The organism is Pseudohongiella acticola (assembly GCF_001758195.1).
GTDB lineage: Bacteria > Pseudomonadota > Gammaproteobacteria > Pseudomonadales > Pseudohongiellaceae > Pseudohongiella > Pseudohongiella acticola.
The window spans coordinates 279,701-303,681 of the sequence record NZ_MASR01000001.1; the positions used below are offsets into that span (position 1 = coordinate 279,701).

A 23,981-nucleotide genomic window follows, 5' to 3' on the forward strand; every position below is an offset into this window, starting at 1 on the left:
GCAATGATATCTATTACCTGGCTGCACCCCGATAACCTGGACTTTCCGCCGGTCGGCCAGGCGTTTGATGACCCGCCGGGGTTACTTGCCGCCGGCGGCGATCTGCGTCCCGAGCGTCTGTTGAGCGCTTACGCCCGGGGCATTTTCCCCTGGTACGATGACGACAGTCCCATTTTATGGTGGTCACCCGACCCGCGTATGGTATTGCGCCCTTCCGATGTCCATGTATCACGTAGTCTCGCCAAACTGATCCGACAGGGTCGTTTTCGTATCACCATGGATACGGCGTTTGCCGATGTCATTCATGCCTGTGCGGCCTTGCGCGCCGCGCGTGAAGGCACGTGGATTACGGATGAAATGCAGAATGCCTATATTGCACTGCACACGCTTGGTCATGCGCACTCTGTGGAGATCTGGGACGGAGACCAGCTGGTCGGAGGCTTGTACGGTGTTGCCATGGGCAAACTGTTTTTTGGTGAATCCATGTTCAGCGTGGCGCCCAACACGTCTAAAATAGCGTTTGTGGCGCTGGCCACGCAGTTGCAGAATTGGGGGTTTGCGCTAATTGACTGTCAGATGCCAACCGATCACTTGCAAAGCCTGGGTGCTCACGAAATGTCGCGGGCAAAATTTCAGAACGTTTTGCAGCGCTGGTGTGAGCCTGAGCCTGCTAATGTACCGTGGGTTTTCGACAATAAATTGCTGTAAACCACTAATGCTTTGCCAAATCAGCTGTAATCAGGCAAAATATGCGCTTAATTTTCGCAGTGAGATATCCTTTTAGATGGCTAAAGAAGACCAGATTGAGATGGAAGGCGAAGTGGTAGATACCCTTCCCAACACCATGTTCCGTGTAAAACTGGAAAACGGTCATATTGTGACCGCGCACATCTCCGGCAAAATGCGTAAGAACTATATCCGTATTCTCACCGGTGACATGGTGAAAGTGGAGTTGACTCCGTACGACCTGACCAAAGGCCGTATCACCTACCGCGCCCGTTAATTCCGGCATCAGCCCTGCCGATTTTGGCGGCAGCGAGCTGCCGGCAAGCGCTGGCCGGGCAGCAGCCTAAACCCGGCAGCGTAAGCAGCTGCGCTTATAAAGAGCTTAACTTCCCGCTGAGCTCAGTTCCTTACCTTCTGATTTTTCCGCTTTGCTACGGATCTCCAGTTCAACTTCATTGTTGCGAATGGAGACTACGGCCTCGCCGCCACTGCTCAGACGACCAAACAGGATTTCCTCGGCCAGTGCCTTCTTCAGTTTTTCCTGTATCAGGCGGCCCATCGGGCGAGCGCCCATGGCCGGGCTGTAACCATGCTCTGCGAACCACTCGCGGGCACTTTCGTCGACATGCAGCGTGACTTTTTTACTGTCGAGCTGTACCTGCAGTTCAACCAGGAATTTATCAACAACGGTGCGGATGGTTTCCATATTCAGCGGACCGAACTGGACAACGGCATCCAGACGGTTGCGGAACTCGGGCGTAAAGCTCTTTTTGATGACTTCCATGCCGTCGCTGCTGTGATCCTGATGCGTAAAGCCGATGGACGCCCGTGACATTTCCTGAGCACCGGCATTGGTGGTCATGATCAGAATGACATTACGGAAATCAGCCTTACGGCCATTGTTGTCGGTGAGCGTGCCATGATCCATGACCTGCAGCAGGATATTGAACACATCCGGGTGCGCCTTTTCGATTTCATCGAGCAACAGCACGCAATGCGGATGTTTGTTAACCGCTTCAGTCAGCAGCCCGCCCTGGTCAAAACCAACATAGCCGGGTGGCGCACCAATCAGTCGCGACACGGTGTGGCGCTCCATGTATTCAGACATATCAAAGCGCAGTAGCTCAATGCCCAGAATGCGGGCCAGTTGCCGACTGACTTCGGTTTTGCCGACGCCGGTAGGCCCCGAGAACAGGTAGGAACCAATGGGTTTGTCGGGCGTGTTCAGGCCGGCGCGAGACAGTTTAATGGCGGTGGCGAGTGAGCCGATTGCTTCATCCTGACCAAAAACCACCATTTTAAGGTTGGTTTCCAGAGTCTTCAGGTTCTCAACATCCGATGAAGTGACATGTTGTGGCGGAATACGGGCGATGGATGCCACCACTTTTTCCATATCCGTTGCCTGAATCAGCTTCTTGCGTCGACTCTCGGGCAGCAGGCGCTGCCAGGCGCCGGCCTCGTCGATAACGTCAATGGCCTTGTCAGGCATGAAGCGGTCATTGATATAGCGACCTGCGAGCTCAGACGCTGCCCGCAAGGCATTATCGCTGTAACGCAGGGCGTGGTGCTCCTCAAAGCGGGATTTGAGCCCCTTAAGAATCTTGTAGGTGGTTTCGACATCAGGTTCTTCCACGTCGATTTTCTGGAAACGACGCGACAGCGCGCGGTCTTTCTCAAAAATACCGCGGTATTCCTGATAGGTGGTTGACCCCACGCAGCGCAGATCGCCGGAGGTGAGGATCGGTTTAAGCAGATTGGAAGCATCCATGACACCGCCGGACGCGGCACCGGCGCCGATGATGGTATGAATTTCGTCAATGAACAGCACCGATTCAGGTTTTTTCTTTAATTCGGCGAGCAGGGTTTTGAAGCGTTTTTCAAAGTCGCCCCGATACTTGGTCCCTGCCAGCAATGCCCCCAGATCAAGCGAGTAGATCACGCTACCTTTGAGAACGTCGGGCACCTGATCTTCTACTATCTGGCGCGCCAGACCTTCAATGACGGCAGTTTTACCGACACCGGATTCGCCTACCAGCAAGGGATTGTTTTTACGACGACGACACAGCACCTGAATCACGCGCGTCACTTCTTTTTCGCGACCAATCAGCGGATCTATTTTACCCTGCCGTGCCATTTCGTTCAGATTGGTGGCGTAGGTTTCAAGCGCGCTGGCGGAGCTGCCGCCGTTTTCATCTGCGTCCTGACCATCCTGTTGCTGCCCTTCCTGGGCGCCCGGCCCCATGCCGCCCTCGCCGGCAGCATGCCGGCTGATACCGTGACTGATGTAATTCACCACGTCCAGTCGGGCAATATCCTGCTGGCCCAGCAGGTAGACAGCCTGGCTTTCCTGTTCGCTGAAGATCGCGACAAGGACATTGGCGCCGCTGACTTCCTGACGCCCGGAGGATTGCACATGGAACACCGCACGTTGCAGTACGCGCTGAAACCCAAGTGTTGGCTGGGTTTCCCGCTCGGTCTCATCTTCCGGCACCATCGGTGTGGTGCTGTCGATATAATCGACCAGATTGGCTCGCAACCTGGCAAGATCAGCGCCGCAGTGCATAAGCACATCGACCGCAACATCATTGTCCAGTAGCGCGAGCAACAAATGTTCTACCGTCATGTATTCATGACGCCTGCCACGAGCGCTGGAAAAAGCACTGTTCAGGGTTACTTCCAGATCCCGACTTAACATCGCTTTGTTCTCCCCGGCGGTAGTACGATCAATGTACGGCTTGTGATCAGCATAAGCCCAACTGAACTCACTGATCAACCTCAACATGACACAGCAGCGGCTGATTGTTCTCGCGGGAAAAATCATTCACCTGCTGTGCCTTGGTTTCTGCAACATCACGGCTGAAGACACCGCATACGGCTTTGCCTTCAGTATGGATTTTCAGCATGATCTGGGTCGCTTTTTCGGTTGGCATGTGGAAAAACTCAACCAGAATTACCACCACAAAGTCCATGGGTGTATAGTCATCGTTAAAAAGCAGGACCTTGTATAGTGGGGGTCGGGCCAGTCTGGGTTTGCTGGCCGCAGTAGCCACACCCTCTTCGCGGCCATCATCCGGCTGGTTTAACTTCTCGTCAGACATAGTGTTTACTACCTTTTAACAACTAACCTGAGTCTAATATGGGGACGCAACTAGGTTATCACAAGCCACTTTAGTGTACTGCGTGATTACAGACTGTTGCAATTAGACAAAAATGGTGAATAATACGCTTTGACAGGGACGGCAAAAACCGTTAAGGAGAACACACAGGTCAAAGAGCCTGACGTGTACGACAATTAAAATAAAATTATACGTAGAACGGAGTATTATAATGGCTACGGGGCAAGTTAAGTGGTTCAACAACGCAAAGGGTTTTGGTTTCATCCTGCCGGATGACGGTGGCAGCGATCTGTTCGCTCACTATTCGGCGATTGGCATGGACGGCTACAAAACACTCAAAGCGGGACAGCCCGTTGAATTCGAGACTCTGGAAGGACCCAAGGGACTTCACGCAACCAACATCAGACCTGCTGAACATGAGCAGCAACAAGCCTGACCGGGCGGTCTGAGCAGCTGGCGCCCTGAAGGACGCAAGAGCACAACACAACGCCGATGGAAATAGCGGCGCCATAATCGGCGATAGCCCACGCCAGTGCCTTTGCTTCACAGCAAAAAGCGCACAGTGGCTATCGCCGTTTTAATTTGATCATCTGAGTGGGGTTCTCCCCGGCAAACGCGCGCACCTGCCCACAATTCCGCTATAATTCGCCGTATGCCGCAATTGATACTTTTCAACAAACCTTTCAACGTGCTGTCCCAGTTTACCGGCGCAGCAGCTGAAGAAACGCTCGCGTATTACCTGAAGGCGCCAGGATTCTATCCGGCCGGCCGGCTGGACAAGGACTCCGAAGGGTTGTTATTGCTTACCGATTGCGGTGAAACCCAGCAACGTATCAGTAACCCCAGGCACAAACTGGGCAAGCTTTACTGGTCTCAGGTCGAAGGCAGTATCACTGACAGCGCCCTGCAGCAGCTGCGCCAGGGCGTGTCACTCAAGGATGGCCGAAGCCGGCCAGCAGGCGCTGAGGCGTTGGCAGAAGCGCATGTTGCTGCTGAAATCTGGCCGCGTACGCCTCCCATTCGCGAGCGCAAGCAGATTCCGACTTCCTGGGTGGCACTTACCCTGTTTGAAGGACGTAACCGTCAGGTTCGCAGAATGACGGCAGCCGTGGGTTTTCCTACGCTGCGTCTGGTCCGGCAGCGTATCGGTGACTGGCAACTGGATGGACTGCAGCCAGGAGAGCACCGGGCGATCACCCTGCCGTCGCAATGGTGGAGATGAAACTCGCAGACCACTGGCAGTGGTCAGGAGTTGTTGTCGTCCTGCCATCGTGCAGCAGCCTGGTGATCAGATGTGCGACTTTCCACCCAATAGTCTTTGTCTCCGGCGACCTGCTTTTTCCAGAACGGCGCCGACGTTTTCAGGTAATCCATGATGAAGCGAGCTGCATCAAAGGCGGCGTCACGATGCAGACTGGCGGTTGCCACCAGGACAATCTGGTCCCCGGGTTGCAGGGTGCCAACTCGATGAATAACACGGCACACTGACAGCGGCCAACGGTCACAGGCGTGCTCGGCAATGTCTCGTAGTGCTTTCTGGGTCATACCGGGATAGTGTTCCAGGGTCAGACTCTGTCCCTCGGCCGCAACGTCCTGCAGCTCCCGCACCAGACCACTGAAAATGGTAATGGCGCCGGGGTTGTCAGCGATATCGCGGATCAGTGCATACTCCGCTGCCAGGTCAAAGTCCTGTGCCTGAACATCAATGCGAATCATGGTCGGCATTTATCAACCCCCCGTCATGGGCGGGAAAAATGCAATTTCATCGTTGCCGGTTAGTGCCTGCTCATGATCGGAGACTGCCTGGTTGACCGCAATAAGGACTTGCTGTCGATTGGCCAACATGGTCCAGGCACCGCCACGCGCAGCCAGTAGCTTGACCAGATCAGCGACAGTGGCGATGGCATCGGTGGCTTCGATTGACTCTTCCGAGCAATCAAGCTGTTCTCGCACACTGGCGAAATAGTGAATACTGTACATAAGATTCATTCTGCCTTTCGTTTGTAATCGTCTGACTTCCCGCCTTTTTTCTCTGACAGGCAAATGTCCCCAATGACCATGTCCTTATCTACTGCCTTGCACATATCATAAATCGTCAGGGCTGCCACCGACACCGCCGTCAGTGCTTCCATTTCGACACCGGTCTTGCCGTCCAGAGCGCAGCGGCCCGTGATCAGCACGCGGTTCAGGGCATTATCCAGTTCAAAGTCTACGCTGACCGATGTCAGCATGAGCGGGTGGCACAATGGAATCAGGTCAGAGCATTTCTTGGCGGCCTGAATGCCGGCAATACGGGCAACTGCCAACACATCGCCTTTTTTGTGTCCGCGCCCGGCTATCAATGCCAGTGTGTCAGCGTTCATGCGGATTTCAGCGGCGGCGATGGCAACCCGGGATGTCACGGCTTTGCCACCAACATCAACCATATGTGCATTGCCCTGGGCATCCAGATGCGTTAATTCAGTCATTATCTCCTCAAGTCTCCGGTTAGTTAGCAGGCATGGGCATTATCACCCGTATCGCCGATGAAGTGGAGGCATTTTCCGGTGTTTTCCGGTACAATCCCTGCCCTGTTGATGGCCGCTGAATGAACATCAATACTGTACATGATACATGCCGCCAGGCCTGAGCAGACTCACCTGAACGCAAGAAAAAAGAGCCCCGTATGCGTTGGTATCCCCATCAGACCGTTGCCGTTGTGATCGAAAAACCCGGTGCAACTGATCATCCACAGTTTCTGATCGTTGAAGAGATCAGTGGCGGCCAGGTGGTGTTCAATCAGCCGGCGGGCCACCTTGAGGCCAATGAGTCGCTGATGCAAGCCGCCGTGCGCGAAGCCCTGGAAGAGACTGCCTGGCATGTGGAACTGACCGGTTTTGTCGGCGTTTACCAAAGCAAATCGACAGACAGCGGTGAGTGTTATATTCGGAACTGTTTTGCTGCACGCGCCGTACGCGAAGACGCTGGCCGTAAACTGGACACTGATATCATTCGCACCCATTGGCTCAGCCTGCCGCAATTGCAGGTGCGACAGGCGCAGTTGCGCAGTCCCGCCGTTATCGCTGTCATCGAAGACTATCTCAATGGCCAGGTTTATCCGCTGAGTCTGGTCAGGAATCTGGGACAGGCATGAACAACGTATCCGTGAGCAATAATCAGAACAGCGATACCCGTGTCATCGTGGGCATGTCCGGTGGTGTCGATTCGTCTGTTGCCGCGCTGTTGCTATTGCAGCAAGGTTACCAGGTTGAAGGCCTGTTCATGAAGAACTGGGAAGAGGATGACGATACCGAGTACTGCACGGCCAAAGCGGATCTCGCCGATGCTCAGGCTGTGTGTGATCGGCTCGGGTTAAAGCTGCATACCGCCAATTTTGCCGCCGAATACTGGGATGGCGTATTCGAGCACTTTCTGGCGGAGTATCGGGCCGGCCGAACCCCCAACCCCGACATACTGTGTAATCGTGAAATCAAGTTCAAGGCGTTTCTGGAGTATGCCATGGTGCTGGGGGCCGACTACATAGCCACCGGGCATTATGTCCGTCGGGACCTGCTTAACGGGCAGACACGTTTGCTGAAAGGCCTGGATGCCAACAAAGACCAGAGTTATTTTCTGAGCGCGGTCAGTGAAGATTGCATTGAGCGCAGTCTGTTTCCAGTGGGTGAGCTGGAAAAACCGGCGGTGCGAGCGCTGGCGGCCGAACACGGGTTTGTTACCAGCGATAAAAAAGACAGCACGGGCATCTGTTTTATTGGGGAGCGCAAGTTCAAGGATTTTCTGCAGCAGTATCTGCCCGCTCAGCCAGGTGATATTGAAACTGTCGACGGTGAAGTGATCGGCAGGCATCATGGACTGATGTATCATACTTACGGTCAGCGTCAGGGGCTGGGTATTGGTGGATTGCAGGCGCATGACGACGCACCCTGGTATGTCGTTGGCAAAGACCTGCCACGCAACTGTCTTATCGTGGCTCAGGGCAGTACCCACCCTGCCCTGTTCTCGTCAGCGCTGAAGGCGAGCCAGGTGGCGTGGATCAATCGTCAGGCGCCGGACTTGCCTTTGCGCTGCACAGCAAAGATTCGTTATCGACAGGCCGACCAGCATTGTCTGGTTGAAAGGGAGAACGCGGACGATCCCGATAACAGGCATGTCCGGGTAAGTTTCGATGAGCCCCAGCGGGCAGTCACACCCGGGCAGGCTATCGTATTTTATCAGGGCGACATCTGTCTGGGAGGAGGCGTCATTGAGCAGTACTACCGCTGAATTTTCCAATTGGGAATATCGAAATATTGCATTGTCTGCTGTTGCTCAGTGTTCGGTGCTGGTGCATGAACTGGCCACCGAAGGCAGTGCCTCGCGTCACACCATGCGGGCCTGTCTGCGACCGGTTTATCAGATGAATCCTGACTCTGTGGCGCAAGTGTATCCTTCGGTCGAAGTTTTCAGTCAGGGTATTTCGACGCTGCAGCGCAGCTTTGACAGTGCCGGCCTGAAGGAGAACGCGGAAGTTGTGCGTTATATGCTGGGCATGCTGGTCCTGCAACAACGCCTGTCGGGTGAAAAAGCCATGCAAGCTGCCATAGGCGAGCGACTGACAGCACTATTGCCAGACGAACCTGGCGCCGAACCCATGCCGGCTGACATGCCACTGCAGGCGCTTCATGCTGATTGTTCGGCGCTGGCCCGACTCTATCAGGACACCATCAGCAAACTCAGCTTTCGTATTCATGTCGCTGGTAACCCTGAACACCTGCGCGACCACATCGTCGCTGACCAGATTCGTGCCCTGCTGCTGGCTGGCATTCGCTCGGCGATGTTATGGCACCAGTTAGGTGGACGTCGCTGGCACCTGTTCTTTTACAAAAAACACATTCGTGAAACCCTCAGTGGTATTCGGCGCAAACTGATCAGCTGATCGCCGGCGGGACACATCCATTTAATTATCAAAGCAAGGAACCATCAAGGCTCATGAGCATTTCTACCCTCACTGCCATTTCCCCCGTTGACGGTCGCTATCGCAGCAAGACCGAAGCACTCGCCGCCTGTTTCAGCGAGTATGCCCTGATTCGCTATCGCGTTATCGTCGAAATTCGCTGGTTACAGCAATTGGCCGCACACCCGGGCATTGTCGAAGCACCGCCGATCAGTGAAGCTGGTCAGGAATTGCTGGAAAGCATCATCAAGAACTTCTCCGAGACTGATGCGGTGCGAGTCAAGACCATTGAAAGTACCACCAACCACGACGTGAAAGCGGTGGAATACTTTATCAAGGAAAAGATTGCTGACCATGCTGATCTCAGACAGCAGGTCGAATTTGTTCACTTTGCCTGCACCTCGGAAGACATCAACAACCTGTCCTACGCCCTGATGCTGCGCGACGGTCGTGACCTGGTCATGCTGCCAGTTATGCATCAACTGCTTGATCGGCTACGCGAACTGGCTCACGACACGGCTGAGCAACCCATGCTGTCACGCACGCACGGCCAGACAGCCTCCCCTACGACGGTTGGCAAAGAGCTGGCCAACGTGGTGTACCGCATGCAGCGCCAACTTACGCAACTTGCCGACAGCCCGGTAATGGGCAAAATCAATGGCGCCGTTGGTAACTATAATGCGCACCTGTCTGCCTACCCGGATATTGACTGGCAAGCCAATGCAAAAAGTTTTGTCGAAAAACTCGGCCTTGACTGGAACCCGTACACGACACAGATCGAGCCGCATGACTACATTTCAGAGATGTTTGCTGCCTGCTGTCGCTTCAATACCATTCTGATTGACCTGGATCGCGACATCTGGGGTTATATTTCACTGGGTTATTTCAAACAGCGCACGATTGCCGGTGAAGTTGGGTCATCCACCATGCCGCACAAGGTCAATCCGATCGACTTCGAGAACTCAGAGGGTAACCTGGGTATCGCCAATGCCATCATGCAACACCTGGCAGAAAAACTGCCGATTTCACGCTGGCAGCGGGATCTTACTGACTCCACAGTGCTGCGCAGTGTAGGGACCGGTTTCGCACACAGTCTGATCGCCTACCACGCTACGCTGAAAGGTCTGAGTAAATTGAGCCTGAATCCGGAACGCCTGTTGGCCGATCTTGACAACAGCTGGGAAATTCTGGCTGAGCCAATCCAGACAGTAATGCGTCGGTACGGGGTGGAGAAGCCGTATGAAAAGTTAAAAGAACTGACACGCGGCCAGACCATTAACGCAGAAGTGCTCAGTGCGTTTATTGACAGCCTGGATATCCCCGAAGTCGCCCGTAAAGAACTACGGGCGTTGCGGCCCGAAAATTATATCGGTAACGCAGTCTCCCAGGCCAAGGCCATTTGAATGACAGCCTGGCTCATGGCGCCAGGCGATGGTAACAACGAGGATATTTCGTGATCGAATCTGTATTGCCTGCCGATTTTGACCGGCAGCGATTTCTACGTGACTATTGGCAAAAGAAACCGTTATTGATTCGGGCTGGCGAACTGCCATTTGTTGACCCGATTACGCCAGAAGAACTCGCGGGTCTGGCCTGTGAACAGGATATCGAGTCGAGGCTGATCCAGGTTAATGCGGCACAGGACACCTGGCAACTGCGCAGCGGCCCATTTACCGAAGCCGAATTCGAATCATTACCTCAGACGCATTACAGCCTGTTGGTGCAGGCTGTCGACCACTGGGTTGATGAAGTCAGTGCACTGGTGGCGGACTTTGACTTTATTCCCAGCTGGCGAATAGACGATGTGATGGTCAGTTATGCCACTGACAGTGGCAATGTCGGCCCCCACTTTGATTATTATGATGTCTTTCTGATCCAGGGCATGGGCCAGAAACGCTGGCAGACAGGTGCCATGTGCAACAGCATGACTCCTCGTCGCGATGAGAGCGGGCTGCGTCTTGTGAAAGACTTTCAGCCTGAGCAGGAATGGATTGTAGGCCCGGGTGATATTCTGTATCTGCCACCGGGTGTCTCTCACTACGGTGTTGCCATTGGCAACAGCATGACCTATTCAGTCGGGTTCCGCGCGCCATCTGAAGCCGATATCGTTAGCGGCCTGGCCGACCAGTTGCTGGACGAACTGACGGAAGATCAACGTTATGTTGATGTTAACGCGCAACTGCCTCTGCACCCGGGTGAGATATCTGCAGACGTGGTTCGCCATCTGCATGAACGGGTGCTGAGCATGATAGCCAACCCCGAACAGATTCGCCGATGGTTTGGCAAGACCATGACCACGCCGAAGTATCAGCACGATGAGCATTCTGCCTGCTGTGGTTCGCATGACGGTCATGACTACGGCCATGAGCAAGACGATGGGGGTATCAGTGACATTATCAGCTTGCGCGATGCGCTTGGTGATGGTGCTGAAGTATTCAAGGTACCCGGTTCTCGCTATGCTTATGCACTGGCGGACACGCAGGCGGAATTGTATGTCGACGGCGAATGCTATCGCTGTAACTGGCGGCTGTTGACCTTGCTGCAGGCACTGAGTACGCCCGGTCATACCGAGGCACTGGACCCGGATGTGGTGTCTGCCTGTAACGCCGATGAAGAAGCGGCCGAACTATTGCTGACACTTTACAACCGTGGCAGTCTGATTATTGGCTGACTGTGAGTAGTAGGCCCGAATAGAGCCTTAATAGACCTTTAATAGACCCAGGATACACGCTGAGCCGGTTACATGGATATTCTATGACATCATTTATGCGAACAGTTGTGCTGACACTCGCCCTGCCCGTTTCTGGCGTTATGTTGATGAGCGCTATGCCAGAGGTTCATGCCCAGCAAGCCAATGGAGATCGTGCAGTCATTGAAATCATTCAGATTATGCACCGCGAACCTGACCGAATTCGTGACAGTGTGCGTGCTTCCGTTGATCCTCGCGGCAGCGTCGGGCAGATTGATGACAAGTTGATCATTGCCACCACCACGAGCAACCTTCAGGTTTTGCAAACCATCATCGCCGAACAGGACGTCCCAGCCAGGCGACTTGTTATTGGTATCGATTTTAATCACCAAGCGGATAGCGCTGACACCTCTGGGCAGCAGCAAAGCCAGGGCATCGAAGGGCAGGCGCTGGTGTTTCTGGCGCAAAACAATGATCCGGACATTGGCAGCGTTGCAACAGGCGACCCGGAGACAGGCGAGCCGCAAACAGAGAACCCGGATGCGAGTGCGGATCCGGACACAACAAGTACTGACCGGCCGCGAGTCAGCGTGTCTGCTGAGGTACTGGGTGACACAGCGTCGGTCAGTCTGGGTGTCGACAATATTCCATCGTTGTCTGGCAGCCATGAAATGCGTGTGCCGCTGGGCGTTTGGCAAACACTTGATCTGCAAGCGCCTGCGGCTAATGGAGCGCCCGCTGCGAATCAAGCGCCCGCGGCTAATGGAGCGCCTGCGGCTAATGGAGCGCCTGCGGCTAATGGAGCGCCTGCGGCGAATGGAGAGCCCGCGGGCACCGAACCCCTCACCGAGCCCGGTTCACCAACCCTGGCCGTGCGAATTGATATCGTGCCGTGATGGCAGAACTCATACTGCAGACATTGCCTTATCAGCGTGACAGCCACGACCTGATCCACTGTATCGGCGCCCTGCCCGGCGCCGTTTGCCTGGACAGCGGCTTGGGCCAGCAGCCAGAAAGCCGTTATGACATTCTGACAGCGTTGCCGTCGAAGCAACTGCGTCTGCATAAAATCGATGACGCGAATGTAATCGAACATCGTCAGGGCGCCAAAGCCTGCTGGCAACCGCTGTCAGACCAGTCCTGCATTTTTACGGCGGCAGACAGTCTGTTGCAGCATGATCGACCCTCCGACAGTGTGATTGCCGAATTATCGGATCTGCCGTTTTGTGGTGGTGTTTTGGCCTGCTTTGGTTACGATGCCGCCGGCAATACACCATGCCGCGATGAACGCAGTGACGTTGATGACTGTCATGAGCTGGGCGAGGTGCTATCGCAAGCGCCGACTGCCAGTTGTGGCCTGTATCAATGGGCTGTGGTGGTCGATCATGAATGCGGCACAACATCGTTGTTTGTGTTGCCAGCATGCCCGGACGTTATTCGTCGGCAGGTCATGCAAACACTCTGTGAACTCAATGGCCCGGATGGACCGGGACTTCACGATAAAAACCCGCATGACACTGACAAGCACACCGATCAGGACTTTATTCTGCATGGCGCGTTTCAGCCTCAGCTAACGGCTGATCAGTATTCCGCTGCCTTTGACCGGCTCAAAGCCTATATAGTTGCCGGCGATTGTTACCAGGCCAATCTGGCGATTCCATTTGTTGGTCGTTTCTGCGGCGAGCCGTTGCAGGCCTACCTGCGCCTGCGGCAAGGCAGTCGTAGCCCGTTTTCTGCGTTTTTCGATACCGGTGATGCACAGGTCCTCAGTTTGTCTCCGGAACGTTTTGTATCAGTCAATGAGCGTGAGGTAGTGACCCAGCCCATCAAAGGCACACGCAAACGCTCCCTGGATCCGAAAATCGACAAGCAACGCAGTGACGAACTGCAGAACAGTGAAAAAGACCGCGCCGAGAATTTAATGATTGTTGATTTACTGCGAAACGATCTGGGCAGCCTTTGCGAAACGGGTTCGGTGCAGACCCGAGAACTGTTCAAGCTGCACAGTTTCAGCCAGGTTCATCACCTGATCAGCACCATTACGGGCATCTTGCCCAAAGGTGTCAGCGCTTTTGCGCTGCTTAAACGCTGTTTTCCCGGTGGTTCCATTACCGGGGCGCCCAAAATACGAGCCATGCAGATTATTGCAGAGCTGGAACCGCTGCCCAGGTCTGTGTATTGCGGCAGCGTGATGTATTGCGATTATCGGGGCCGAATGGACAGCAGTATCAGCATAAGGACCCTGCTCTGTTATCAGGGTCATATTTTTTGCTGGGGGGGCGGTGGCATCGTGTCGGACTCGGAGATGGCACGCGAATATCAGGAGGCTTACGACAAAGTGTCCGCTCTCATGGCGCTGGTATCCGCGCAACCTGACTCTTAAATCCAGCTCTTAAACCCAGCTCTTAAACCCAGCTCTTAAACCCAGCTCTTAAACCCAGCTCTTAAACCCAGCTCTTAAACCCAGCTCTGAACCCTGTCTCGCAGCCCTGGTTCTTGAGTCAGAGGGTCAATGGCCTGACGCTGGCTTTTAAAAACTCCTGCTTGAGATCGTCGTATTCATGCACAGCCGGAAATTGCGGGAATTCGCGAATGACATTATCCGGTGCGCGAAACAGAATGCCGGCCTCAGCCTCGGACAGCATGGTGGTGTCGTTATAGGAATCTCCAGCCGCGATAACCCGGTATTTCAGTCCATGAAAGGCTTTCACGGACTCACGTTTTGGGTCTTTCTGGCGCAGGTGGTAATTGACGATCATACCGCTATCGTCGGTTTCCAGGCGGTGGCAAAACAGGGTCGGGAAACCCAGTTGCCGCATCAGGGGCTGGGCGAATTCGTAGTAGGTATCAGACAGAATCACGACCTGAAAACGTTCGCGCAACCAGTCGACGAACTCGCTGGCGCCAGGCATGGGCGCCATACCCGAGATAACTTCCTGGATATCGGGAAGCCCGAGTTTATGTTCGCGCAGAATCCGTAGCCGTTGCTGCATCAGAACATCGTAGTCGGGGATATCGCGTGTTGTCGCCCGCAGTTCATCAATTCCTGTGCGTTCCGCAAAATCAATCCAGATTTCCGGAATCAGCACACCCTCAAGATCAAGACAGGCGATCTCCACGCAAAATACCTCTTATAAGTGTTTGTCAGTTCACATCAGTTTTCAGCAAGCCGCTGAGCAGACAAGGTTCCAGCTGAAACTGTTGCCTTGGCACCGCCGTGATTTTATAGCGACCCCGTCTGACATGCCAGCGCTCAGGGCGCTGTTAATTGACAAATACGTGCAAGCAGTCGCGTTGCGACCTACAATACCAAGCCATTGACACTCGAATACCGTAAGTTGATTCACGAAAATCTGAAGGTAAAGCATGATAAGCGCGCATAACATCGCTGAAATAAATGAAAAATTTAACACCATGGAGCCCAGAGACATCCTTCAACAGGTGCTGGCAGACGTTCCCAATATTGTGGTGTCGTTCAGCGGCGCCGAAGATGTTGCGCTGGTTGCCATGGCCTGGAAATTGAAAAAGAATATCAAGGTATTTACACTCGATACCGGCCGCCTGCATGCGGAAACCTATCAATTCATCGACAAGGTCAGGCAGGAATTTGATCTGGATCTGGATTTTCTCTACCCCGACACCACCGCGATTCAGCAATTGACCAGCAACAAGGGGCTGTTCAGCTTTTATCAGGACGGTCATGAAGAATGCTGCTCGATTCGCAAGACTGAACCGTTGCGACGGCAACTGGCCAATGTTGACGCCTGGATTACCGGTCAACGCAAAGATCAGAGCCCGACCCGAACGGATGTCCCGTTGGCCCAGGTAGACGCAACCTTTGCCGCCCCGGGAAAGACCCTGTTGAAATTCAATCCATTCGCCAACTGGCGCTCAAAGGATGTCTGGGACTACATTCGGATGTTCGACCTGCCTTACAATCCGTTGCATGATCAGGGATTCGTCAGTATTGGCTGTCAACCGTGCACCAAACCGATTGGCCCCAATCAGCATGAACGTGAAGGCCGATGGTGGTGGGAGGAAGCAACCGCCAAGGAATGTGGATTGCACAAGATCAATATTATTGAGTAGCCACCGGCATGCTATTGAGTTCAGGCAGTACCGTCGCGGAAAACAGCGCATCAATATCTGCCTGACTCTGACACTCGATGACCCGTTCCACAGCCGGTCCGCCTTTATGCCCCGCAAACATGCGCATGAAATCGATCATGTAACTTCGCAATAACGTGCCGCGTCGGAAACCGATGCGCGTAACGCTGTAATCGAACAGCGCGCTGGCATCAAGCGCCACCAGATCGCTGTCCCGCTCGACGTCATAAGCCATTTTTGCAATGATGCCGACACCCATGCCGAGGCGGACATAGGTCTTGATGACATCAGCATCAACAGCCGTGAACACAACTCGCGGAGCCAGGCCCTGACTGGCAAAGGCGTCATCAAGCCTGGAGCGGCCAGTAAAACCGACCACGTAGGTCACCAACGGATAAGCTGCCACGTCAGCCAGTGTCAAGCGCTCCAGTGCCGCCAGCGGATGACCGCGTGGTACCAGTACAGCGCGGTTCCAGCGATAACAGGGCATCATCAGCAGGTCGCTGAATTTATCCATGGCTTCGGTGGCGATGGCAAAGTTGGCAGTACCTTTGGCTGCCATTTCCGCGATTTGATAAGGTGTACCCTGGTGCAATTGCAGTGATACGTCCGGGTACTTTTTGATGAATGCTGAGATCACTGCAGGCAACACATAGCGGCTTTGTGTATGCGTTGTAGCAATCGCAAGACTGCCCGAACCTTCATCACAATACTCAGCGGCCAGATGGGCGATATTTTCCGTTTGTTGCAGCACCTCCCCTGCCAGTTTCACAATGCGTTCGCCGGCTTCGCTCATGCCGATGAGATGTTTACCATTGCGCAGGAAAATTTTTACACCCAGTTCGTCTTCCAGTGCCAGAATCTGTTTGCTCATGCCTGACTGGGATGTATGTAAGCGTTGCGCCGCTGCTGACACATTCAGACCCTGACGGGAAACTTCCCAGATATAACGCAACTGCTGAAGTTTCATGCTCAGTCCTGTCCGCTATTGCTTATCGTATCCGGAGTGACAGCTCTGCCAATTTCATTGGCGACGCCGTGAGGCACATGACCCGTTGCAACATGGTGACGGGCCGAATCACAGTGTCCCTCCTGATCATCAAAGAATACGTCGGCGTCAAACGCTTTCAGGAAGCCACCTTTGTCCATGCCCCCGAGAAACAGCGATTCATCAATACGAATATTCCATGCGCGCAACGTGCGCACTACTCGCTCATGGGCCGGTGCTGATCGTGCCGTTACCAGGCAGGTTCTGATCGGTGATTCGCCCGGTGCGAATTCCATCTGCAGCTTCTGCAGTGCCGCCAGAAACGGCTTGAAAGGTCCTCCGGACAGGGGTTGGTTGGCTGACTGTTTCTCGCTTCGGGCAAAAGCTTCCAGGCCCTCGCTTTTATAGATGCGCTCGGCTTCATCGGAGAACAGAACGGCGTCACCGTCAAATGCGAATTTCAGCCGGTCGTCGCTCGCCATGGTTGTTGTTGATGGCAAAATGGTGGCTGCAGCAACTCCCTGCTCCAGCGCATGCCTGACATCGGCGCCATCCATGGACAGGAACAGGTGGCTGTTGAAAGCTGAAATATATCGATAGGGGCTGGCGCCGCCGGAAAAAGCGGCGCGGGTAATACTCAGGCCGTAGTGCTCGATGGAGTTAAAAATACGCAGGCCGGTATCGGCGCTGTTTCGGGACAAAAGTATGACTTCGACCCGTTGGCTGTTCAATTGGGTATTGAGATGCAGCAGTTTTTTGACCAGGCTGAATGCCCCGCCGGGTTGCAGTGGTTCACTTTCGTGGGCTATCTGATACTGTTGATATGCTTCAAGGCCCTGTTCTTCATAGATCCGGTGACTGTCATTCAGGTCGAATAAGGCTCTGGATGAGATGGCGATCACGAGTTTATCAATATTTTTTTTATCAGGCTCTTTATCGAGCTTTTTATCAGACTCTTTATCGAGCTTTTTATCAGACTCTTTATCGAGCTTTCTATCAGATTTTTTATCAGACATGAAACATATCCTTTATTGGCGCTGGCATTTAGATGCCGGCGAGGTAGAATTCTACGCTGGAATAGCCGCCCAGGCAAAGCGGCCCAAAAAGGAATAACGACACCATGAAATCGCCGCATCCGCCCACTGACAATCAGACTCAGGCAGCTCTGGTGTTGTCCGGTGGTGGTGCCCGTGCTGCCTATCAGGTCGGTGCACTCAGGGGCATAGCAACCGTACTGGACAAAGATGCTCCCAACCCGTTTTCCATTATCTCAGGTACCTCGGCAGGTGCCCTGAACGCGGTGGGTATTGCCACCCAGGCGCACAAGTTTCGCACCGGCATCAGAATGCTGGAATACATCTGGGGCAACATGACCAGTGATCGTGTCTACAAACTCGACTCGGTCGGTTTGATCAGCAGTGCCTCTAACTGGGTGTTTTCGGTCCTGGCCAATCGTCGGCGCCGCACCCCGGCGTCATTGCTGGACAACTCGCCACTGGAGTCGTTGCTGCAGGATGTTCTGCGCCTGGAGCGCATCAATAGCAACATCGACGCAGGGCACCTGGACAGTCTTGTGGTGACTGCGTCAGGTTATAGCAGCGGCGAGTCGGTTTCATTTTTTCAGAGCAGCCGCGATATTCCCAACTGGCATCGTCCACACCGGCTGGGAATTCGCACCGACCTGCGCCACAGGCATTTACTGGCCTCGACCGCCATTCCAACACTGTTTCCCGCCGTTCGTATCAAACGTGAGTTTTTCGGCGATGGCGCAATTCGCCAGCTTGCACCGTTAAGTCCGGCCATTCATATGGGGGCCCGCAAGATTCTGGCTATTGGCGTCAGTGGCAGTTCCACCCGCCGGCCTGCCAAAGGAGATCAGGTAAACCACCCGTCGTTGTCGCAGATTATCGGGCATGTGCTTAACAGCGCTTTTGTTGATACGCTGGAGAGCGATATGGCAGTTCTGCGGCGCTACAACGCCATGTTGGGCCAATGCCAGCCTTCTGCCGAGCTTGATGTGCGCCCGATCGAACTACTGGATATCACACCCAGCCTGGACCTTAACCGGATTGCTGAAGATCACTACCAGTCCCTGCCCCGTTCCATCAGGTTATTCATTCGCGACACCAATGCCAGTTCCATTGCCAGCCTGTTGATGTTCGAAAAAGCGTATTGCCAGGAGCTCATGGATCTGGGCATTGCCGATGCCATGGCAAAACGCGAGCAGATAAGAGCATTTTTCCACGATTAATACGCTTTGCCGATTATGTCATGACAGTGACACGCTTGTTACACTAGACTTGATTCATCAGAGTCATGCAGGGAAAAAACAAACATGAAAGTAACGATTTTTGGCACTGGCTATGTCGGACTGGTCTCAGGCACCTGCCTGGCGGATTCCGGGCACCAGGTCATGTGCATGGATGTAGATGCCGACAAGATATCAAGGCTGCGCCAGGGCCAGATTCCCATCTATGAACCTGGCCTTGAGGCGATGGTGGTTGAGAACGGCAAGCTGGGAAACCTGCACTTCACCTCAGATGCCGCTGAAGCGGTCGGTTTTGCCGATCTGTTGTTCATTGCGGTTGGCACACCTCCCGATGAAGATGGCTCAGCAGACCTGAAATATGTGCTGGCAGTGGCCACGGAAATCGGCCGTCTGATGGATAAAAACAAAACCATCGTGACCAAATCCACGGTGCCGGTTGGCACCTCGGAAAAAGTGCGTCAAGCGGCGCAGTCGCAGCTGGATGCCCGGGGTTCTTCACTTCAGGTATCTATTGCATCGAATCCTGAATTCCTCAAGGAAGGCGCTGCGGTCAATGACTTCATGAAACCGGACCGGATCGTGGTCGGCACTGACTCGGCACAGGTGCGCAAACAGATGGTTGAGCTTTATGCGCCATTCAACCGCAACTCCGATCGTATGATCGTCATGGACATTCGCGCCGCCGAACTGACCAAGTACGCGGCTAATGCCATGCTTGCCACCAAAATCAGTTTCATGAATGAAATCGCCAATCTGGCTGAATTGCTTGGCGCAGATATCGAACAGGTTCGACATGGTATCGGTTCTGACCCACGGATCGGTTACCAGTTTATCTATCCCGGCATTGGTTATGGTGGTTCCTGCTTCCCCAAGGATGTGCAGGCACTGGAACGAACCGGCCGCGAACATGGCATGCAGATGAGCATTCTGCAGGCGGTAGAGTCAGTGAACAACTTGCAGAAACAGCGTTTGGTGGATCTGATTCGCCAGCATTACGGTAACGAAATAAACGGCAAAACCTTTGCCATCTGGGGACTGTCATTCAAGCCCAAAACCGATGATATGCGCGAAGCACCCAGCCGGGTCATCATGGAAGCGCTGTGGCAGGCTGGTGCCATTGTCCAGGCTTATGATCCGGAGGCCATGCAGGAGGTGGAGCGACTCTATGGTCAGCGCCAGGACCTGCGTCTGGTGGGTACTCGCGACGCAGCACTGGTCGGTGCGGATGCGCTGATTATTTGTACCGAGTGGCAACATTTCCGCGCGGCAAATTTTGAACGGTTGGCGGAAACACTGAGCGATAAGGTCATCTTTGATGGCCGCAATGTCTATGATCCTGACACCGTCAACGAAGCCGGTCTGACTTATTATGCCATCGGCCGTGGTGCATCGCTGCATAGTTGAAATACTGACGGCGGCAATACAGACTTGAGTCTGCATACCGTCGTCGATCTGGCGGATTTTGACTACCTGGCTGATATTATTTTTAGTGCCAGCATTGCGCCCTGCTACAACTTGCGGACACGAAAGGAGCGCCCTTTCAGCTTGCCTTCACTGAGCTTGCTCTGGGCGATTTTGGCGATTTCATGACGCACCGCGACATAGGCGCTATTATCGGTGACGTTGATTTTGCCTATACTCTCGAATGTGATTTCCCCGCCATTGGTCAGGGCGCCGACAATGTCCCCGGGCCTCAGTTTCTGCTTTTTGCCCCCGTCTATCTGCAGGGTCTGCATCGCTGGATAAGGGGTTTTTTGCTCCAGCAGGCTCCGCCTGGGCAATTGATCCGGCCGCTTGATGGGATCTCCCGGCACCGACAGGCGGGTGATCTTGTGCGCATCGGAATCATTAAACAAGGTGCAGGCCAGGCCATGGCTGCCAGCTCTACCGGTACGCCCGATACGATGAATGTGAGTATCGGTGTCCCTGGCCGGGTGGTAGTTGACGACCAGGTCCAGAGCATCAATATCAAGACCACGCGCGGCGACATCAGTCGCAACTAGCACCGAAACACTGTTGTTACTGAACAGTATCAGCGTCCGATCGCGGTCGCGCTGCTCCATGTCACCATGTAAGGCCATGGCGCTGAAGTTATTGCGTTGCAGCTGCTGACAGACGTCATCGACATCGCGTTTGGTGGTGCAGAACACCAGTGTCGATTCGGGTCGAAGGTCCTGTAAAAGCAGTTGCAGGGCGGTCATACGGTCGGTATCGGCGCCGACTCGAAAGAAACGCTGATCGATGTCGGGCCCGGCCGCCTCGGTTTCGACTTCTACCATAACCGGGTCGCGCATCATGCGTCTGGCAATACGTTGCGTGTCGTCAGCAAAGGTGGCGCTGAACAGCAAGGTCTGACGTGCCTCCGGTATCTGCGAAACGATAGCTTCCAGGGATTCCTGAAAACCCATTTCCAGCATACGATCCGCTTCGTCGAGCACCAGTGTGTCTACATCATCGAGTTTTAACGTGCCTTTGCGCAAATGATCTTCGATGCGCCCTGGTGTGCCAACAATGATATGGGCACCATGTTCCAGCGATCCAATCTGCGGCCCGATAGCGGCACCACCACATAAAGTCAGTACTTTGACATTGTGCATGGCGCGGGCAAGTTTGCGAATTTCGACGGCAACCTGGTCGGCCAGTTCCCGCGTCGGGCACAACACCAGGGTCTGAATCCGAAAACGTTTTACGTCCAGTTTCTGCAACAGGCCAAGTCCGAACGCAGCCGTTTTGCCTGAGCCGGTCCTGGCCTTGCCAATAACATCTTTGCCGAGCAGCAGGTGCGGCAGACTTTCAGACTGAATCGGTGTCATTTGGGCATAACCCAGTGACTCAAGATTACTGAACAGTTCAGGTTTCAGCGTCAATGCTGAAAATTCGGTAACGGACATATTATTCAACCGCCCGTTCTACGGCTGCAAGCCAGGCCGGACGCCCCTGATTACGGGTCAAATAGGCTTCCAGTGTCGGGTAATCTGACGATACACCGAGGCGTTTGGCCATCGACACCATATAGCTTATGCCAATATCCGCGGCACTGAATTTGTCACCAAGAATAAATTCATTGTCTGCCAACTGGTCCGCGATGTGGTTCATGTGCAGGGCAACCTCCTTGTCACTGAATCCCTGCAGGAAGGTGTGTGGTTCGCCGCTGCGCAGCAATAACATGCGAATAAGCAAGGGTGTGAAAACTGACCCTTCCGGATAATGTAACCAGCGCGTGAAGGTAGCCCACTGCCTCAGGTCTGAGCGTGGCGGAGACAACCGGTGATCCGGATCGAATTTTTCCAGAAGGTAAGAAGTAATGGCACCGGATTCGGATACGATCAAACCATCATCCTCAATGACTGGCGATTTGCCCAGCGGATGTACCTGTTTAAGATCATCCAGCGCGCGCATGGTTTTGGGGTCGCGATGATAAACTTTTAATTCGTACTCGACTGCCAGTTCTTCCAGTAACCAGACTGTAAAGATGGATCGACCGATACGAAGGTGATGCAATGTGATCATGGTATTCTCCAGAACGTCATATATTAAAAAAGTCGCGATACCAGGCGACAAACTGATTGATACCTTGTTGCACCGGCGTTGCAGGCCTGTAATCCAGTTCTTCAACCAGGTCATCGACATTGGCAAACGTTGCCGGAACATCACCGGCCTGCAAAGGCATCATGATCTTCTCGATGGGTCTGCCGATGGCGCTCTCAATGGCGGCAATAAAATCCATCAGTTTTACCGGATTATTATTACCGATATTGTAGATTCTGAAGGCAGCCGATGATGAGCCGGGTTCAGGATTGGCCGGGTTCCAGTTCAGATTGGGCTGCGCCGGGTTGTCGATAACCCGGACCAGTCCCTCTACGATGTCGTCGATGTAGGTGAAGTCACGCAACATTTCGCCATTGTTGAATACCTTGATGGGCTCACCGGCAAGCGCTGCTTTGGTAAACAGAAAAAGTGCCATATCGGGTCTTCCCCATGGTCCGTAGACCGTAAAAAAGCGCAGCCCGGTGGTGCGGATGCCGAACAGGTGTGAATAGGTATGGGCCATCAACTCATTGGATTTTTTGCTGGCGGCATACAGGCTGATAGGATGATCAACATTGTCGCGGGTGCTGAATGGCAGGCTTTCATTCAGACCGTACACCGACGAGCTGGAGGCATAACTAAGATTCTTGACGCCATGCTGGCGACAGGCTTCAAGTATGTTGAGGAAACCAACTATATTGGCGTCAATATAGGCGCGCGGATTCTCCAGTGAGTATCGAACGCCGGCCTGTGCGGCCAGATGACAGACAGCATCGAAGTTTTCCTCCCGGAACAGGTTCTGCAGCGCATCATTATCTTCCAGCTGCATGCGCACGAACCGATACCCGGGCTGAGTGGCAGACTGCATCACACGATTAAATTCAAGATCACTGCCGCCGATACCAGCACGCTGCAATCGGCCAAACTTGACGCGTGGGTCGTAGTAGTCGTTGATGCTGTCCAGGCCAACCACTTCGTCACCACGTTCCAGCAAGCGCTGAGCAAGATGTGAGCCGATAAAACCCGCTGTCCCGGTGACAAGTATTTTCATGTTCATCCTTAATTATTCAATTCAGCGCGTATCCGCATGTTGTTTGCCTGTCACCGTGATCAGTCATCTTTTTCTGTGCAGATACAGTTGCCAGGTGGTGATGCCTGCGACAATGCCGAAGGCGTTAGCCACCATATCGCCCAGGCTCATTCCCCGGCCCGGAATATAGTATTGCAGCCATTCAGTAGTAGCCCCGAAAATCAATAATATCAGAACAATAACGGGCTTATTTAACGCTGGTTCCCATGCCCTGTTGGCCAGCAATGCGCATGTCAGAAACAGAAAAACATGTACAATTTTGTCAATGGCAATCGAGCTGCCAGTTGTCTCTGCTACCGGCCATGGCCACCAGCTGTTTTTCCAGTCGCGCAGCATGTCAACGACCGGTTCGATCAGAGACTGCACTGCCATGATGACGGGGCCCGGTATCAGCAATGCTATCGCCGTCAAGGCCAACGCCAGGCACGCCAGTTGTTGAGCATGCCCTTGCCTGCCTCTGAAAGTCCGTTTTGCCGCCACACGATGTACCTGCTGCTCATACTGGTCCGATTGATCAGGGCGTCATGATACACCA

At 53.8% G+C, this 23,981-nt stretch carries 26 protein-coding genes; 14 read left to right on the forward strand and 12 right to left on the reverse strand.

Features of this window, described 5'->3' with window-relative positions:
- Positions 1-3 precede the first annotated feature (3 nt).
- Complete coding sequence (gene aat, locus PHACT_RS01220; protein ID WP_070115557.1) at positions 4-708, forward strand: leucyl/phenylalanyl-tRNA--protein transferase; 705 nt, start codon at positions 4-6, stop codon at positions 706-708.
- Positions 709-784: 76 nt separating this feature from the next.
- On the forward strand, positions 785-1,003 hold the full coding sequence (gene infA, locus PHACT_RS01225; protein ID WP_058021674.1) for a translation initiation factor IF-1: 219 nt from the start codon (positions 785-787) through the stop codon (positions 1,001-1,003).
- 105 nt (positions 1,004-1,108) lie between these two features.
- Here infA and clpA read toward each other — a convergent pair whose 3' ends face one another.
- Both clpA and clpS read right to left on the reverse strand, forming a co-directional pair.
- Positions 1,109-3,421 carry an ATP-dependent Clp protease ATP-binding subunit ClpA gene (gene clpA / locus PHACT_RS01230; RefSeq protein WP_070118061.1) on the reverse strand — a complete coding sequence of 771 codons (2,313 nt, stop codon included), beginning with the start codon at positions 3,419-3,421 and terminating at the stop codon, positions 1,109-1,111.
- 67 nt (positions 3,422-3,488) lie between these two features.
- Positions 3,489-3,824 (reverse strand): ATP-dependent Clp protease adapter ClpS, encoded by a 336-nt coding sequence (gene clpS, locus PHACT_RS01235; RefSeq protein WP_070115558.1) that lies wholly within the window; start codon positions 3,822-3,824, stop codon positions 3,489-3,491.
- A gap of 229 nt (positions 3,825-4,053) precedes the next feature.
- Between clpS and cspD the strand changes: the two genes are divergently transcribed.
- The gene (gene cspD / locus PHACT_RS01240; RefSeq protein WP_070115559.1) at positions 4,054-4,278 is read left to right on the forward strand and encodes a cold shock domain-containing protein CspD; all 225 of its coding nucleotides are present in this window, start codon (positions 4,054-4,056) and stop codon (positions 4,276-4,278) included.
- Positions 4,279-4,494: 216 nt separating this feature from the next.
- Entirely contained in the window at positions 4,495-5,064 is a 570-nt protein-coding gene (locus PHACT_RS01245; RefSeq protein WP_070115560.1) for a pseudouridine synthase, read from the forward strand.
- A gap of 23 nt (positions 5,065-5,087) precedes the next feature.
- Here the strand turns inward: PHACT_RS01245 and moaE are convergent, their stop codons facing one another.
- From moaE to moaC, 3 genes are read right to left on the reverse strand one after another with little or no spacing between them, the layout of a single operon-like run.
- Entirely contained in the window at positions 5,088-5,567 is a 480-nt protein-coding gene (gene moaE / locus PHACT_RS01250; RefSeq protein WP_070115561.1) for a molybdopterin synthase catalytic subunit MoaE, read from the reverse strand.
- A gap of 3 nt (positions 5,568-5,570) precedes the next feature.
- Positions 5,571-5,822, reverse strand: a complete 252-nt coding sequence (moaD, locus tag PHACT_RS01255; protein ID WP_070118062.1) for a molybdopterin converting factor subunit 1 — start codon at positions 5,820-5,822, stop codon at positions 5,571-5,573.
- Positions 5,823-5,827: 5 nt separating this feature from the next.
- A complete protein-coding gene (gene moaC, locus PHACT_RS01260; protein WP_070115562.1) occupies positions 5,828-6,310 on the reverse strand; it encodes a cyclic pyranopterin monophosphate synthase MoaC in 483 nt (160 codons plus the stop codon).
- A gap of 197 nt (positions 6,311-6,507) precedes the next feature.
- Between moaC and PHACT_RS01265 the strand changes: the two genes are divergently transcribed.
- The 7 genes from PHACT_RS01265 to pabB all read left to right on the forward strand — a co-directional run bounded on the left by PHACT_RS01265 (position 6,508) and on the right by pabB (position 13,847).
- Positions 6,508-6,975 carry an NUDIX hydrolase gene (locus PHACT_RS01265; RefSeq protein ID WP_070115563.1) on the forward strand — a complete coding sequence of 156 codons (468 nt, stop codon included), beginning with the start codon at positions 6,508-6,510 and terminating at the stop codon, positions 6,973-6,975.
- A complete protein-coding gene (gene mnmA, locus PHACT_RS01270; protein ID WP_070115564.1) occupies positions 6,972-8,105 on the forward strand; it encodes a tRNA 2-thiouridine(34) synthase MnmA in 1,134 nt (377 codons plus the stop codon). Before PHACT_RS01265 ends, mnmA begins: the two co-directional genes overlap by 4 nt.
- Positions 8,086-8,757, forward strand: coding sequence for a high frequency lysogenization protein HflD (hflD, locus tag PHACT_RS01275; RefSeq protein WP_070115565.1), 672 nt, complete (start codon positions 8,086-8,088; stop codon positions 8,755-8,757). Before mnmA ends, hflD begins: the two co-directional genes overlap by 20 nt.
- A 53-nt stretch (positions 8,758-8,810) precedes the next feature.
- Positions 8,811-10,178, forward strand: a complete 1,368-nt coding sequence (gene purB, locus PHACT_RS01280) for an adenylosuccinate lyase (protein WP_070115566.1) — start codon at positions 8,811-8,813, stop codon at positions 10,176-10,178.
- Between the two features lie 50 nt (positions 10,179-10,228).
- Positions 10,229-11,446: a cupin domain-containing protein gene (locus PHACT_RS01285; protein WP_083264249.1), complete on the forward strand. Its 1,218-nt coding sequence runs from the start codon at positions 10,229-10,231 to the stop codon at positions 11,444-11,446.
- A gap of 83 nt (positions 11,447-11,529) precedes the next feature.
- Positions 11,530-12,360, forward strand: coding sequence for a hypothetical protein (locus tag PHACT_RS16415; protein ID WP_070115567.1), 831 nt, complete (start codon positions 11,530-11,532; stop codon positions 12,358-12,360).
- Positions 12,360-13,847: an aminodeoxychorismate synthase component I gene (gene pabB / locus PHACT_RS01295; protein ID WP_070115568.1), complete on the forward strand. Its 1,488-nt coding sequence runs from the start codon at positions 12,360-12,362 to the stop codon at positions 13,845-13,847. The genes PHACT_RS16415 and pabB overlap by 1 nt, the downstream gene beginning before the upstream one ends.
- Before the next feature lie 118 nt (positions 13,848-13,965).
- Here the strand turns inward: pabB and thrH are convergent, their stop codons facing one another.
- Complete coding sequence (gene thrH / locus PHACT_RS01300; protein WP_070115569.1) at positions 13,966-14,583, reverse strand: bifunctional phosphoserine phosphatase/homoserine phosphotransferase ThrH; 618 nt, start codon at positions 14,581-14,583, stop codon at positions 13,966-13,968.
- Positions 14,584-14,830: 247 nt separating this feature from the next.
- Between thrH and PHACT_RS01305 the strand changes: the two genes are divergently transcribed.
- Entirely contained in the window at positions 14,831-15,553 is a 723-nt protein-coding gene (locus PHACT_RS01305; protein ID WP_070115570.1) for a phosphoadenylyl-sulfate reductase, read from the forward strand.
- On the opposite strand, the gene cysB is transcribed toward PHACT_RS01305, so the two are convergent.
- Both cysB and PHACT_RS01315 read right to left on the reverse strand, forming a co-directional pair.
- Entirely contained in the window at positions 15,543-16,541 is a 999-nt protein-coding gene (gene cysB, locus PHACT_RS01310) for an HTH-type transcriptional regulator CysB (protein WP_070115571.1), read from the reverse strand. The two genes, PHACT_RS01305 and cysB, sit on opposite strands and share 11 nt — an antisense overlap.
- A gap of 2 nt (positions 16,542-16,543) precedes the next feature.
- On the reverse strand, positions 16,544-17,575 hold the full coding sequence (locus tag PHACT_RS01315; RefSeq protein ID WP_083264250.1) for a 5'-nucleotidase: 1,032 nt from the start codon (positions 17,573-17,575) through the stop codon (positions 16,544-16,546).
- Positions 17,576-17,679: 104 nt separating this feature from the next.
- Here PHACT_RS01315 and PHACT_RS01320 point away from each other — a divergent pair, with 104 nt between their 5' ends.
- The gene (locus tag PHACT_RS01320) at positions 17,680-18,810 is read left to right on the forward strand and encodes a patatin-like phospholipase family protein (protein WP_070115572.1); all 1,131 of its coding nucleotides are present in this window, start codon (positions 17,680-17,682) and stop codon (positions 18,808-18,810) included.
- Between the two features lie 84 nt (positions 18,811-18,894).
- A complete protein-coding gene (locus tag PHACT_RS01325; RefSeq protein ID WP_070115573.1) occupies positions 18,895-20,232 on the forward strand; it encodes a UDP-glucose dehydrogenase family protein in 1,338 nt (445 codons plus the stop codon).
- 104 nt (positions 20,233-20,336) lie between these two features.
- Here the strand turns inward: PHACT_RS01325 and dbpA are convergent, their stop codons facing one another.
- The 4 genes from dbpA to PHACT_RS01345 form a co-directional block, all read right to left on the reverse strand.
- The gene (gene dbpA / locus PHACT_RS01330) at positions 20,337-21,719 is read right to left on the reverse strand and encodes an ATP-dependent RNA helicase DbpA (protein ID WP_070115574.1); all 1,383 of its coding nucleotides are present in this window, start codon (positions 21,717-21,719) and stop codon (positions 20,337-20,339) included.
- A gap of 1 nt (position 21,720) precedes the next feature.
- On the reverse strand, positions 21,721-22,338 hold the full coding sequence (locus PHACT_RS01335) for a glutathione S-transferase family protein (protein WP_070115575.1): 618 nt from the start codon (positions 22,336-22,338) through the stop codon (positions 21,721-21,723).
- Between the two features lie 16 nt (positions 22,339-22,354).
- Positions 22,355-23,407 carry an NAD-dependent epimerase gene (locus PHACT_RS01340; RefSeq protein WP_070115576.1) on the reverse strand — a complete coding sequence of 351 codons (1,053 nt, stop codon included), beginning with the start codon at positions 23,405-23,407 and terminating at the stop codon, positions 22,355-22,357.
- 63 nt (positions 23,408-23,470) lie between these two features.
- Complete coding sequence (locus tag PHACT_RS01345; RefSeq protein WP_139141398.1) at positions 23,471-23,926, reverse strand: VanZ family protein; 456 nt, start codon at positions 23,924-23,926, stop codon at positions 23,471-23,473.
- Positions 23,927-23,981 lie beyond the last annotated feature (55 nt).

What these genes read in the sequence shown, in the direction of transcription:
- aat (WP_070115557.1), top strand. Translation starts at nt 4, where the DNA reads ATGATATCTATTACCTGGCTGCACCCCGATAACCTGGACTTTCCGCCG.
- infA (WP_058021674.1), top strand. Translation starts at nt 785, where the DNA reads ATGGCTAAAGAAGACCAGATTGAGATGGAAGGCGAAGTGGTAGATACC.
- clpA (WP_070118061.1), bottom strand. Translation starts at nt 3,421, where the DNA reads ATGTTAAGTCGGGATCTGGAAGTAACCCTGAACAGTGCTTTTTCCAGC.
- clpS (WP_070115558.1), bottom strand. Translation starts at nt 3,824, where the DNA reads ATGTCTGACGAGAAGTTAAACCAGCCGGATGATGGCCGCGAAGAGGGT.
- cspD (WP_070115559.1), top strand. Translation starts at nt 4,054, where the DNA reads ATGGCTACGGGGCAAGTTAAGTGGTTCAACAACGCAAAGGGTTTTGGT.
- PHACT_RS01245 (WP_070115560.1), top strand. Translation starts at nt 4,495, where the DNA reads ATGCCGCAATTGATACTTTTCAACAAACCTTTCAACGTGCTGTCCCAG.
- moaE (WP_070115561.1), bottom strand. Translation starts at nt 5,567, where the DNA reads ATGCCGACCATGATTCGCATTGATGTTCAGGCACAGGACTTTGACCTG.
- moaD (WP_070118062.1), bottom strand. Translation starts at nt 5,822, where the DNA reads ATGTACAGTATTCACTATTTCGCCAGTGTGCGAGAACAGCTTGATTGC.
- moaC (WP_070115562.1), bottom strand. Translation starts at nt 6,310, where the DNA reads ATGACTGAATTAACGCATCTGGATGCCCAGGGCAATGCACATATGGTT.
- PHACT_RS01265 (WP_070115563.1), top strand. Translation starts at nt 6,508, where the DNA reads ATGCGTTGGTATCCCCATCAGACCGTTGCCGTTGTGATCGAAAAACCC.
- mnmA (WP_070115564.1), top strand. Translation starts at nt 6,972, where the DNA reads ATGAACAACGTATCCGTGAGCAATAATCAGAACAGCGATACCCGTGTC.
- purB (WP_070115566.1), top strand. Translation starts at nt 8,811, where the DNA reads ATGAGCATTTCTACCCTCACTGCCATTTCCCCCGTTGACGGTCGCTAT.
- PHACT_RS16415 (WP_070115567.1), top strand. Translation starts at nt 11,530, where the DNA reads ATGACATCATTTATGCGAACAGTTGTGCTGACACTCGCCCTGCCCGTT.
- pabB (WP_070115568.1), top strand. Translation starts at nt 12,360, where the DNA reads ATGGCAGAACTCATACTGCAGACATTGCCTTATCAGCGTGACAGCCAC.
- PHACT_RS01305 (WP_070115570.1), top strand. Translation starts at nt 14,831, where the DNA reads ATGATAAGCGCGCATAACATCGCTGAAATAAATGAAAAATTTAACACC.
- cysB (WP_070115571.1), bottom strand. Translation starts at nt 16,541, where the DNA reads ATGAAACTTCAGCAGTTGCGTTATATCTGGGAAGTTTCCCGTCAGGGT.
- PHACT_RS01315 (WP_083264250.1), bottom strand. Translation starts at nt 17,575, where the DNA reads ATGTCTGATAAAAAATCTGATAGAAAGCTCGATAAAGAGTCTGATAAA.
- PHACT_RS01320 (WP_070115572.1), top strand. Translation starts at nt 17,680, where the DNA reads ATGAAATCGCCGCATCCGCCCACTGACAATCAGACTCAGGCAGCTCTG.
- PHACT_RS01325 (WP_070115573.1), top strand. Translation starts at nt 18,895, where the DNA reads ATGAAAGTAACGATTTTTGGCACTGGCTATGTCGGACTGGTCTCAGGC.
- dbpA (WP_070115574.1), bottom strand. Translation starts at nt 21,719, where the DNA reads ATGTCCGTTACCGAATTTTCAGCATTGACGCTGAAACCTGAACTGTTC.
- PHACT_RS01335 (WP_070115575.1), bottom strand. Translation starts at nt 22,338, where the DNA reads ATGATCACATTGCATCACCTTCGTATCGGTCGATCCATCTTTACAGTC.
- PHACT_RS01340 (WP_070115576.1), bottom strand. Translation starts at nt 23,407, where the DNA reads ATGAAAATACTTGTCACCGGGACAGCGGGTTTTATCGGCTCACATCTT.